The organism is Micromonospora sp. CNZ285, assembly GCF_004637285.1.
Genome location: NZ_SPQD01000001.1, coordinates 3,744,512 through 3,755,434, shown reverse-complemented (window position 1 = coordinate 3,755,434; position 10,923 = coordinate 3,744,512). Strand labels below are relative to the sequence as shown.

The following is a 10,923-nucleotide window of genomic DNA, read 5'->3' as shown; positions in this document are numbered from 1 at the left end:
GGTCAGGCGCGGCGGCGGTAGGCGCGGACGGCGAGCGGCGCGAACACCGCGATGATCGCCACGGTCCAGAGCAGCGACCGGGTCACCGGCCCGGCCACCGGGCCACCGATCATCAGGCCCCGGGCCGCCTCCATCACGTCGGCGACCGGGTTGACCCCGACCCACCACTGCAACCAGCCGGGCAGCGTGTCCGTCGGCACCATCATGTTGGTGCCGAAGGTCAGCGGGAACAGCAGCAGGAACGCCGTGCCCTGCACCGCGCCCGGGCTGCGCATCAGCACCCCGAGCAGCACGCCGATCCAGCTGACCGCGAACGCGAACGCGATGGTGAGCAGGCACGCGGCGAGCGCGGACAGCGGATCGGTGCCGATCCGGAAGCCGAGCGCATAGCCGAACCCCAGCAGCACCACGATGGAGACCACGAACCGGACCAGGTCACCGACCACGGAGCCGACGAGCGGCGCGGACCGGGCGATGGGCAGACTGCGGAACCTGTCGAACACGCCCTTCTCGACGTCGGTGTTGAGGCTGACGCCCGTCGCGATGGACGCGAACAACACGGTCTGCACCATGATCGCGGGAAGCAGGAACTGGAGGTACTCGTGCTGCGAGCCGGCGACCGCGCCGCCGAGCAGGTAGACGAAGATCAGCACGAAGACGATCGGCTGGAGCGTGACGTCCAGCAGCTGCTCCGGCGTCCGGACCGTCTTGACCAGGCTGCGGCCGGCCAGCGCCAGACTGTGCCGGGCCATCCCGAACGGACGGACCGCGGTGTGGGCGGCGGCGGGCCGGGACGGCGTCGCCGCCGTACGAGTGGTCGTGGTCATGCCGCCACCTCCGTGGGCTCCTCGGCGCCGTGGCCGGTCAACGTGAAGAACACCTCGTCGAGGCTGGGCAGCCGCAACGCCAGCTCGACCACTCCGATGCCGGCGTCGTCGAGCCGGCGGACCACGGCGGTGAACGTGGCGTCGCTGTCCACCGGCACGGTGAGCAGCCCCGGCCGGGGCAGCTCGGGATCGGTCCCGGTGCTGGCGCGCAGGATCTCGGCGACCGCGCCGATCCGGCCCGGATCAGTCGGCCGGACCACGATCGTCTGACTGCCGGCGATCCGCTTCAGCTCGCCCGGCGTACCGTGCGCGATCACCCGGCCGTGGTCGATCACCGAGATCTCGTCGGCGAGCGCGTCGGCCTCGTCCAGGTACTGCGTGGTCAGCAGCACCGTCGACCCGTCGTCGACCAGCGAGCGGACCACGCCCCACATCTCCTCCCGCTTGGCCGGGTCCAGGCCGGTCGTCGGCTCGTCCAGGTAGATCACCTCCGGCCGGCCGACCAGGCTCGCGGCCAGGTCGAGGCGGCGGCGCATGCCACCGGAGTACGTCTTGGCCGGGCGCCCGGCCGCGTCGGTCAGGCCGAACCAGGCGAGCAGCTCCGCCGCCCGCGCCCGCGCCTCACGGCGGTTCAGGTCGAGCAGCCGGCCGATCAGCACCAGGTTCTGCGTGCCGGTCAGGTCCTCGTCGACCGAGGCGTACTGGCCGGTCAGCCCGATCAACCGGCGTACCCGGGCGGCGTCGGTGACCACGTCGTGGCCGCCGACAGTGGCGCGCCCCTCGTCCGGGCGCAACAGTGTGGCGAGGATCCGTACCGCTGTGGTCTTGCCGGCGCCGTTGGGCCCCAGCACCCCCAGCACGGTCCCGCGGCGTGCGGCGAGGTCGATCCCGGCCAGCGCGGTGGTCGTACCGAACCGCTTGACCAGGCCCTCCGCCTCGAATGCGTAACTCATGACGCCGACGATGGCCGGGCCCGCTGGCACCGGGCGCACACGCCGCGCACACCGCCGTGTGCGCGGCAGCGGAATCGAGTACGCGTGCTCATTCGCCCGGCCCGCCGGCCGGGCAGGATCGAAGGCGTGACGACGAGACGTACGCTGCTCGGCGGTCTGCTCCTGGCGCTGGCCACCGCCGGTGCCTGGGTGGCCTGGCTGAGCTGGGAATCCGGCTGGACCGTGGACCCGCAGACCGGCGACATGAGCGGGCCGTACGCGGTCTGGCAGGTCGCCGCCGCGGTGCTGACCCTGGGCGCGCTGGCCGCAGCGGGCGGCTGGTGGCTGAACATCTGGCTGGTGGCGACGGTGATGACAGTGGCGTTCACCGTCCCGTGGGCGGTGCACGCCGCCTCGACCGACGACACCGGCCTGTGGGCGGTCGGGGCGGCGCTGGTGGCGATCGGCACGACCATCGGGACGACGCTGGTCGGCGGCGCCGCCGGGTGGCTGCGCCGCCGGACCGCGTGACGGCCGTCGTCAGCCGCGGTTCAGGCGTTCGGCGTACGCGTCGCGCAGCTCCGCCCAGCCGAAGTCCTTCGCCTCCGCGCCCCGGATCGGGCCGACCGGGTCGCCGTCGAGCAGATGGGCGGCGACGTCGAGGCAGAGGTGCCAGCCGGCAGCAGTCGTCGGGGCGAGGTCGGGCCGGGCGACCCGGTGCCGCAGCGTGAGCGTGGTGCCGTCGCCGGTAGGGGCCAGCTCCCAGCGGAGCAGGTCGTCGCCCCAGGTGTACTCCAGCAGGTGCGGCCGGTCCGCGCGCAGCACCCGGGCCGGCGCCGGGTGGGTCTGCTCGCCGTCGACGGTGCTGAGCACGGCGTCACCGGTGCGGCCCAGGTCGCGGTCGGCCAGGAACGGCGCCCACGCGGCGAGCTGATCCGGGTCGGTGAGCGCGGCCCACACCGTCTCCGGCGGGTGCCGCAGGTCGCGGACGAAGACCAGGTCCCACCTGTCGTTCGCGGGTTCCAGCTCCACCCGGGCGAGCGGGCCGGGACGGAACGTGTCGCGGTCCATCTGTCACTCCTGACTGTCGAGATGGCGTTCCAGGGCGTCGAGATGCGCGGTCCACATCGACCGGTACGGCCCGAGCCAGTCGTCCACGGCCCGCAGCGGCGCCACGTCGACCCGGTAGATCCGCCGCTGCGCCGCCGTACGGCAGGTGACCAGGCCGGCGTCGCGGAGCACCCGCAGGTGCTTGGAGACCGCCGGCTGGCTCATGCCCAGCGCGTCCACCAGTTCGCCGACGCTGCTCTCCGCCCGGCGCAGCCGGTCCAGGATGCGGCGGCGGGAGGGTTCGGCCAGCACGGTGAAGGCGTCGACGGTCACCCTTGCAATATGCCCCATCGGTTATATGCCTGGCAAGGAACGACAGGTCGCGCTGCCCCGGCCCGGCGGGCTCCATATGCTCGGGGGATGGAACTGCGGATCTTCACCGAGCCCCAGCAGGGCGCCACATACGACCAGCTCCTCGCCGTGGCCCGCCGCGCGGAGGAGACCGGCTTCGCCGCGTTCTTCCGCTCCGACCACTACCTGAAGATGGGCTCGGTGAGCGGCGAACCCGGCCCGACCGACGCGTGGACCACGCTCGCCGGGCTGGCCCGCGACACCACCCGGATCCGGCTCGGCACGCTGATGACGGCCGCCACGTTCCGGCTACCCGGCCCGCTGGCGATCACCGTGGCGCAGGTCGACCAGATGAGCGGCGGCCGGGTCGAGCTGGGCATCGGCACCGGCTGGTACGCCGAGGAGCACTCCGCGTACGGCATCCCGTTCCCGTCGCTGGGGGAGCGGTTCGACCGGCTGGAGGAGCAGCTCGCCGTCATCACCGGGCTCTGGTCCACCCCGGACGGCGCCACGTTCGACTTCCCAGGCACGTACTACCCGGTCAGCGACTCGCCCGCGCTACCAAAGCCGGTGCAGCGCCCCCGCCCGCCGATCCTGCTCGGCGGCATGGGCCCGAAGCGCACGCCCCGCCTGGCCGCCCGGTACGCCGACGAGTTCAACCTGCCGTTCGCCTCGGTCGAGGACACCGTCGCGCAGTTCGGGCGGGTACGCGACGCGTGCGCCGCGATCGACCGCGACCCGTCCACGATGACCTGGTCCAACGCGCTCGTGCTCTGTTGCGGCCGCAACGAGGCCGAGATGAAGCGCCGCGCCGAGGCGATCGGGCGCGACCCGGCCGAGCTGCGCGCGAACGGCGCCGCCGGCACGCCCGCCGAGGTGGTCGAGACGCTCGGCCGGTACGCCGAGGCGGGCAGCTCGCGCGCCTACCTCCAGGTGCTGGACCTGACCGACCTGGACCACCTGGAGCTGGTAGCCGCCGAGGTGATGCCCCAGGTCTGACCCGGCGCGCCCGGCCGCCCCGGGCCGCCCCGTCGATCTTGGAGTTGTGGCACCTGACAAGCCTCGCTTGAGCGACAATCCGGGCGCCACAACTCCAAGATCGACGAGCCGGGGCGGGCCGAGCCGGGGCGGCGGACGGGTCAGGTCGCGGTGGCGCGGCGGACGGTGTCGAGGCGGCCGTCGCGGTCGCTGTCCAGGTACGTCACGTCGGGCACACCGTCGCCGTCCAGGTCGACCTGCACCACGTCGGCCACGCCGTCGCCGTCCAGGTCCGTCACCACCTCGACAGAACCGTCCAGGTGCCGGGTCACGATCGACCGGCCGGACGCCTGGCGTGGCGGCGGCCCCGGATGGGGCACCGGGTCCGGCTCGGGCTCCGGCGTGGGCCCCGGCACCGGCGCGGTCGCGGCGGGCGTCACCCCTACAGCGGCAGGCGTCGCCCCCGCAGCGGCGGGCTCCGCAGCGGCTGGCGGCATCTCCGCAACGTCGGGGTCCACGCCGGTCGGGTCGATCTCCTCCTCCGACGGGTACACGTCGCCGCGGAGGCTCGGGTCGCGGTAGCTGCTCATCCCGCCAGGATTCCCGCCGAGTGGCCGGGGCAACCCTGCCGGCGCATGATGGCGCATGATGCAGCGCATGACGGACACCAACTGGGCCGGAAACGTCAGCTGGTCGGCGCGTACCCGATCGCGGCCGACCTCGACCGACGAGCTGCGCCGGCTGGTCGCGGAGGCCGACCTGGTCCGGGCCGTCGGCACCGGCCACTCGTTCAACCGGCTCGGCGACACCACCGGCGTCCAGGTCGCGCTGGACGGCCTGCCACCCGCCGTCGCGCTCGACCCCGACCGCGGCGCCGTCACCGTCGCGGCCGGTGTCCGCTACGGCGACCTGGCCACCGCGCTCCAGGCAAAGGGGTACGCGCTGGCGAACCTCGCCTCGCTGCCGCACATCTCGGTGGCCGGCTCGGTAGCCACCGCCACGCACGGCTCCGGCGCGCGGAACCGCAACCTGGCCGCCGCCGTCGCCGCGCTGGAACTGGTCACCGCCGACGGCGACCTGATCACCGTCGACCGCAGTGACCCGCGCTTCGCCGGGATGGTGGTCAACCTGGGCGCGCTGGGCGTGGTCACCCGGCTCACGCTCGACGTGGTGCCCACGTACGAGATCCGGCAGTACGTCCGCCTCGGCCTGCCCCGCGCGGCGCTGGACGAGGCGCTCGACGCCGCGTACAGCGTCAGCGTCTTCACCTCGTGGCGCTCGGAGCGCTTCGACCAGGTGTGGGTGAAGCAGTACGCCGACCAGGCCCCGCCGCCCGCCGACTGGCTGGACACGGTGGCCGCCGACTCGCCCCGGCACCCGGTGCCCGGCATGTCACCGGAGCACTGCACCGCACAGCTCGGCGAGCCGGGGCCGTGGCACGAGCGGCTGCCGCACTTCCGGCTCGGCTTCACCCCGAGCAGCGGCGACGAGTTGCAGTCCGAGTGGCACGTGGCCCGCAGCGACGCGTCGGCGGCGCTCGCCGCGCTCGACCCGGTCGCCGACCGGATCGCCGCCGTGCTCCAGATCTGCGAGCTGCGGACGGTCGCCGCCGACGAGCTGTGGCTGAGCCCGAACTTCCGGCGCGAGTCGCTGGCGCTGCACTTCACCTGGATCGGCGACCCGGTGGCTGTGGCGCCGGTGCTGGCCGAGGTGGAGGAGCGGCTCGCCCCGTTCGCGCCGCGCCCGCACTGGGGCAAGCTGTTCGAGCGCGATCCCGCCGCCGCGTACCCCCGGCACGCCGACTTCGCCGCGCTGCTGCGCGAGTTCGACCCGAAGGGGAAGTTCCGCACCGCCGAGATGGACCGCTACTTCCCCCGGGACTGATTTACCGCCCGGCGGGCGTCTGCTGGCGCAGGCTGCCACGCTGGACGGCGCGGCTGATGTCGCTGGGCGAGACGATGCCGACAAGTTGGTCGTCGACCACCACGAGCGCCCGGCCGTCGGTGCACTCGTTGAGCCGGGGGAGCAGGTCGGTGAGCTGCTCCTCCGGGCGGGCGAGCACCAGTTCGTCGGCCCGGCAGGACACCTCGGCCAGCGTGGTCGAGGCGCGGCGGTCCGCCGCGATGCCGCGTACCCGATCGAGCGTGACCAGACCGACCGGCCTGCCGTCGACGGTGAGCGGCAGCGCCGAGTGCCGGTACGCGAAGAGGTAGTGGTCGACGAAGTCGGCCACGGTGAGGTCACCGGACGCGGTCTGCGGCTGCGCCGTCATCACGTCGCCGACCCGGATGCCGCGCAGCGCGTCGCCCATCCGGGCGGCGCGTTCCTCCTGGCCGGCGGCGCCGAGCAGGAACCAGCCGATCAGCGCCAGCCACAGCCCGCCGAACCCGGCGCCGGTGAAGAACCGCCACAGTCCCAGCCCGATCAGCACCACGCCGAGCACCCAGCCCGCGCGGGCCGCCACCACGGAAGCCTTGGTCCGGTCGCCGGTGAACTTCCAGACCGCCGCGCGCAGCAGCCGCCCGCCGTCCAGCGGGGCGGCCGGCAGCACGTTGAAGATCGCCAGCAGTACGTTGATGCCCGCCAGCCACGCCAGCGCGCCGAGCAGCAGCCCGTGCCCGCCCGCGGCGGCGACCGCCACCGCGATCGCCGCGAAGACCACGCCGATGATCAGGCTGACCAGCGGCCCGACCCCGGCGATCCGCAGTTCGGCGCCCGGGTCCTTCGCCTCGCCCTTCAGCTCGGCCACGCCGCCGAACAGCCACAGCGTGATGCCCTCGACCTCGATGCCGTTGCGCTTGGCGACCACCGCGTGCGCCACCTCGTGGGCGAGCAGGCCGAGGAAGAAGACCACAGCGGCGGCCAGGCCGGCCGCGAAGTAGGCGACGGGGGAGTGACCGGGGTACGAGGATGGGAACAGGCTTGCCGACAGCGCCCACGCGATCAGCACGAAGATGACCAGGACACTCCAGTTGACGCCGACCGGTACGCCGGCGATCCGACCCAGACGGAAACTCGCCCTCATGTTCCCGTCATACCCGGCGCAGACACCCCCACACCAGCGTGTGGGACCGGACACGCGCTGCGCGGGTGCGTCACAACCATCGGGTCAGATGGTGACGACGATCTTCCCCGCCGGGTGCCCGTCCCGGAGGTGCCGGATCGCGTCCGCCGCCTGGCTCAGGGGATAAGTGCGGTCGACCGCCGGGGTGAGCGCCCCCGATTCGATGAGGGTCCCCAGCTCCCTCAGGTCCTCGGTCCGCTCAACCGCACTCACGCTGCGCAGCCGTTGACCGACGAGCAGGGACAGCAGCGGCGCGCGGAACATCTGCCGGTCGTAGCCGCTGAGCACCGGACCCTTGGTGTACGAGCCGCCGACGAGCGCCAGTGTCCCGTGTGGGGTGAGGGCGCGCCGCAGGAGTGCGAACGACCGGTCGCCGCCGGTGTCGATGACCACGTCGTAGATCGGTCCGTCGCGGTCGACCTCCTCGCTTGTGTAGTCGAGGACGTCGTCGGCGCCGAGGGAACGTACGAACGCGGCCCTGGCCGGCGTGCAGACGGCTGTGACCGTCGCCCCGTACGCCTTGGCGATCTGCACGGCGTGCGACCCGACACCACCGGACGCGCCGATGACCAGCACGCGGTGTCCCCGGCGCACCGCGCCGCTGTCGCGGACCGCGCGAAGCGCCGTCATCCCGGAGACCGGCGCGGCGGCGGCCTGCGCGAACGACACGTTTGCCGGCTTACGGGCCAGCCGCCGTTCCGGCGCGCTCGCGAACTCGGCGTACGAGCCGCGCAGACAGGTGCCGAACACCTCGTCGCCGGGCCGGAACCGGGTCACCCGGGCGCCGACCGCGGCCACCACCCCGGCCAGGTCCCGGCCGCGCACCGGAACCCGAGGCCGACGCAGCCCGCTGGCCAGCCGCGCCAGATAGGGACGGCCGGTCATGAAGATCCAGACTCCGGGGTCGACGCCGGCGGCGCGGACCTGGACGAGAACGTCCTCATCGCCCACGGCCGGCGTGTCGATGTCGCGAAGGTGGAGCCCGTCGGCTGGGCCGTAGCTGTCCTGGACGATGGCCTTCACAGTGTCGCCTCCTCGGGGTACTGGAACACGTCGTCGATGCGTACGCCGAACACTCGGGCGATCTTGAACGCCATCTCCAGCGACGGCGAGTAGCGACTCTGCTCGATGGCGATGACGGTCTGCCGGGTCACGCCAATCCGGTCGGCGAGTTCGGCCTGGGTCATCTCGTCGTGTGCGAAGCGCAGTGCGCGGATGCTGTTCGTGACACGGGTCGGCTTCACCACTGCGGGACACCCCTGCGGTAGACGATCACCTTGGCCAGGGAGCCGACCGCCGCGGACAGGAAGAAGCACAGGTAGATAACGTTGGCGATCCAGAACCAGTCCCACTCGGCCAGCGCCATCAGCATCGCCGACACCGCGCCGAGGGCAACGAACGCCTGGCCGACGTGGTCGCCGAGCCGTCCGATCTCCCGATCGCGTACGTCCCTGACCCGGGAAGCGTGCGGGTTCACCACGCCCACCCCGATCTCGGCCACGATGTTCGCGACGACGGCCCCGCCGATCGTCCACAGCAGAACAGCCGCGTACGGGGTGGCGGTGAGCGGCCCGCCGTCGGCCTTGTCCAGGACGACGGCGGCATAGACGGAATATCCCACCACGCTGACCACCAGCATGATCCAGGCTCGCTTCTCCTCGTGCGTCACGGCCGCCTCCCTTGTAAAGAATCCTTGACATGCTCATGGTATGACGACTTTGACACCATGTCTAGAAACTTTTACACCGGAGGCGATCCCTCGCCCGATGGCAAGGGGTCGATAATGATCAGCCAATGTCGATGCAGGTCGGCCCGGGTCTCCCCGAAGATCAAGCTCAGTTGGTCGGATGACCCGACGAGCTTTCACCGCTGCGGCGGGCCTCTATGCGGTAGTGGTGGTGTGCTGCGCGTTGTTCTGGCCCGAGCGGGTTCCGCTGCATTTCGGCTTCGGGCTGGGCGCTGACTCGTACGGGTCGAAGTGGGCCGGTGTGGCTCTGGCCGCGTCGATCGGCTGCTCGATGGTCGCGCTGTTCGCGGGCTGTGCCTGGATCGCCGGGCGAATCGACCTGGACCTCGTCATCGTGCGGCACGCGGAGTTCTGGAAGGCGCTCGAGAACGAGCAGCGGCTACGTCGCATGCTGGCCGACGACATGTACCAGGTGGGCGCGGCAACCCTCGTGCTGCTCGCCGGGGTCTTCGGGTTCGTCACCGAGGCCGCCGTCACCGGGCGGCACGAGTTGTCCTGGTGGGCCGTCGTGCTGTTGGCCGGCTATCTCGCCTACCTCGCGGGCTGGACCGGCTGGCTGCTGACGGGCCGTTACCGCGTTGACCGTCCTTAGCGCTTCCAGGCCGGTCGCGGCGACCCGTCAGCGGCTCAGCGTCTCGTTCTTGACGGCCCGGATGAAGGCGGCCCAACTGCTCCGCTGGAAGGCGAGGACCGGGCCGGTGCTGTTCTTGCTGTCGCGTAGCCCGACCAGGCCGGGCAGGTTGTCGGCGACCTCGACGCAGTCTCCGCCGTTGTTGCTGCGGGTCGACTTGCGCCAGACGGCACCGGTCAGGTCAGGCACGGGAGTACTCCTCTGCGACTTGCTGGATCAAAGTCTTCGATCGGGACTCGTTGAGGGCGCGGCTCGCCATGTCGGTCCAGATGGCATCGTAGGCGGCGACCTCATGGGGCTTGTCGAGGTACATCGCCCCGGTCGCGGCCTCCAGGTAAGCCACAGGCGGTTCAATCTCCTTCCCGCTGCCGTCCCGAGGAAAGTTCATGATCGAGAAGGCTCCGGCCATTGCCCCGGCGTGAAGGCCAGAAGAAAAAGTCAGCACCTGCACGGTCACGTTCGGTAGTTCGGCAGCCTTCAAGATCTGGCTCAGTTGCTCGGCCATGATCGTGGCGCTACCGACGGGCCGGCGCAAGACCGCCTCGTTCATTATTACGCTCAGTTGCGGAGCCGAGAAGCGGGTGAGAAGCCCTTGCCGTTCGATTCGGAGTTGGACCGCGCGCTGCCGCTCGTCGCTGTCGCTGGCGTCGATCGAGCCACCCGGCATCTTGAAGACCTGCTCGGCGTAGGCGCGGGTCTGGAACAGGCCAGGAACCAGTTCGGGCTGGTACTTACGGATGTCGGCGGCGGCGGCTTCAAGGCCGATGTAGAGCTGGAACCAGCGCGGCAGGCCCGAGCCGATGTAGTCGTGCCACCAGTTCTTGTTCTCCCGCGTGGCCGATGCCATCGCGAGGACCAGTTCGGTGTCGTCCTCGGAAGCTCCGTAGAGCCTGAGCATCTCCTTGACGTCGGCGGCACGGAAGCGGACGTTCTCGGCACCGCTCTCGATGCGATAGAGGGTCGCCCGCGCCCGGTCGAGTTCCTCGGCGGCCTTCTCCATCGTCAGCCCGGCAGCCTTACGAAGGGATTCGAGCTTCCTGCCGAGCTGCCGCCGAAGCATCGTTGATCCCGTTACGGCCTGTGACACCCCTGCCTCCGATGGTCAGGTAGCGGTTGACGCGTGTTCGCTCAATTTAACGCCTCCGATGTATCAGAAACAATAGACACGTCACGCTGGGTTCTATCAATGATGTCAGGCGCTGCTAATACGCCGTTTGTTAGACGTTGCATTTGATCTGATGCGGTGTTTCACTGCCTCTGCGACCACTGTGGAGTTCTCCCTGCTCAGTGGTCATATGAGCCCTGCTGACGTACTGCTGGTTGAAGGCTGCGGTGGCAGGTGC

15 protein-coding genes are annotated in these 10,923 nt (G+C 71.2%); 4 read left to right on the top strand and 11 right to left on the bottom strand.

All coding sequences use genetic code 11. The annotated features are described in order from the left end of the window. Window positions 1-2 precede the first annotated feature (2 nt). Window positions 3-827 (bottom strand): ABC transporter permease, encoded by an 825-nt coding sequence (locus CLT75_RS16915; protein ID WP_135241509.1) that lies wholly within the window; start codon window positions 825-827, stop codon window positions 3-5. Beyond that, window positions 824-1,780 (bottom strand): ATP-binding cassette domain-containing protein, encoded by a 957-nt coding sequence (locus tag CLT75_RS16910; protein ID WP_135241508.1) that lies wholly within the window; start codon window positions 1,778-1,780, stop codon window positions 824-826. Before CLT75_RS16910 ends, CLT75_RS16915 begins: the two co-directional genes overlap by 4 nt. 126 nt (window positions 1,781-1,906) lie before the next feature. Between CLT75_RS16910 and CLT75_RS16905 the strand changes: the two genes are divergently transcribed. Continuing rightward, a complete protein-coding gene (locus CLT75_RS16905; RefSeq protein WP_135241507.1) occupies window positions 1,907-2,290 on the top strand; it encodes a hypothetical protein in 384 nt (127 codons plus the stop codon). 9 nt (window positions 2,291-2,299) lie between these two features. Here CLT75_RS16905 and CLT75_RS16900 read toward each other — a convergent pair whose 3' ends face one another. Both CLT75_RS16900 and CLT75_RS16895 read right to left on the bottom strand, forming a co-directional pair. Continuing rightward, window positions 2,300-2,830, bottom strand: a complete 531-nt coding sequence (locus CLT75_RS16900; protein WP_135241506.1) for an SRPBCC family protein — start codon at window positions 2,828-2,830, stop codon at window positions 2,300-2,302. A gap of 3 nt (window positions 2,831-2,833) precedes the next feature. Further along, window positions 2,834-3,142, bottom strand: a complete 309-nt coding sequence (locus CLT75_RS16895) for an ArsR/SmtB family transcription factor (RefSeq protein WP_013475589.1) — start codon at window positions 3,140-3,142, stop codon at window positions 2,834-2,836. 87 nt (window positions 3,143-3,229) lie between these two features. On the opposite strand from CLT75_RS16895, the gene CLT75_RS16890 reads away from it, so the two are divergent. Continuing rightward, window positions 3,230-4,159, top strand: coding sequence for an LLM class F420-dependent oxidoreductase (locus CLT75_RS16890; RefSeq protein WP_135241504.1), 930 nt, complete (start codon window positions 3,230-3,232; stop codon window positions 4,157-4,159). Window positions 4,160-4,299: 140 nt separating this feature from the next. Here CLT75_RS16890 and CLT75_RS16885 read toward each other — a convergent pair whose 3' ends face one another. Next, a complete protein-coding gene (locus CLT75_RS16885; RefSeq protein ID WP_135241503.1) occupies window positions 4,300-4,728 on the bottom strand; it encodes a hypothetical protein in 429 nt (142 codons plus the stop codon). 67 nt (window positions 4,729-4,795) lie between these two features. Here CLT75_RS16885 and CLT75_RS16880 point away from each other — a divergent pair, with 67 nt between their 5' ends. Then, entirely contained in the window at window positions 4,796-6,022 is a 1,227-nt protein-coding gene (locus CLT75_RS16880; protein ID WP_135241502.1) for an FAD-binding protein, read from the top strand. A gap of 1 nt (window position 6,023) precedes the next feature. Here the strand turns inward: CLT75_RS16880 and CLT75_RS16875 are convergent, their stop codons facing one another. From CLT75_RS16875 to CLT75_RS16860, 4 genes are all read right to left on the bottom strand, one after another. Further along, on the bottom strand, window positions 6,024-7,163 hold the full coding sequence (locus tag CLT75_RS16875; protein WP_135241501.1) for a site-2 protease family protein: 1,140 nt from the start codon (window positions 7,161-7,163) through the stop codon (window positions 6,024-6,026). Between the two features lie 84 nt (window positions 7,164-7,247). After that, the gene (locus CLT75_RS16870; protein WP_135241500.1) at window positions 7,248-8,225 is read right to left on the bottom strand and encodes an NAD(P)-dependent alcohol dehydrogenase; all 978 of its coding nucleotides are present in this window, start codon (window positions 8,223-8,225) and stop codon (window positions 7,248-7,250) included. Then, window positions 8,222-8,449 carry a helix-turn-helix transcriptional regulator gene (locus tag CLT75_RS16865; RefSeq protein WP_135241499.1) on the bottom strand — a complete coding sequence of 76 codons (228 nt, stop codon included), beginning with the start codon at window positions 8,447-8,449 and terminating at the stop codon, window positions 8,222-8,224. The genes CLT75_RS16870 and CLT75_RS16865 overlap by 4 nt, the downstream gene beginning before the upstream one ends. Then, window positions 8,443-8,871, bottom strand: coding sequence for a hypothetical protein (locus CLT75_RS16860; protein WP_135241498.1), 429 nt, complete (start codon window positions 8,869-8,871; stop codon window positions 8,443-8,445). Before CLT75_RS16860 ends, CLT75_RS16865 begins: the two co-directional genes overlap by 7 nt. A 178-nt stretch (window positions 8,872-9,049) precedes the next feature. On the opposite strand from CLT75_RS16860, the gene CLT75_RS16855 reads away from it, so the two are divergent. Continuing rightward, window positions 9,050-9,541, top strand: a complete 492-nt coding sequence (locus tag CLT75_RS16855) for a DUF1648 domain-containing protein (RefSeq protein ID WP_135241497.1) — start codon at window positions 9,050-9,052, stop codon at window positions 9,539-9,541. A gap of 27 nt (window positions 9,542-9,568) precedes the next feature. Here CLT75_RS16855 and CLT75_RS16850 read toward each other — a convergent pair whose 3' ends face one another. Together CLT75_RS16850 and CLT75_RS16845 are read right to left on the bottom strand one after the other, a co-directional pair. Then, a complete protein-coding gene (locus CLT75_RS16850; protein WP_135241496.1) occupies window positions 9,569-9,769 on the bottom strand; it encodes a DUF397 domain-containing protein in 201 nt (66 codons plus the stop codon). Next, window positions 9,762-10,640 carry a Scr1 family TA system antitoxin-like transcriptional regulator gene (locus CLT75_RS16845; protein ID WP_209310337.1) on the bottom strand — a complete coding sequence of 293 codons (879 nt, stop codon included), beginning with the start codon at window positions 10,638-10,640 and terminating at the stop codon, window positions 9,762-9,764. The genes CLT75_RS16850 and CLT75_RS16845 overlap by 8 nt, the downstream gene beginning before the upstream one ends. Window positions 10,641-10,923 lie beyond the last annotated feature (283 nt).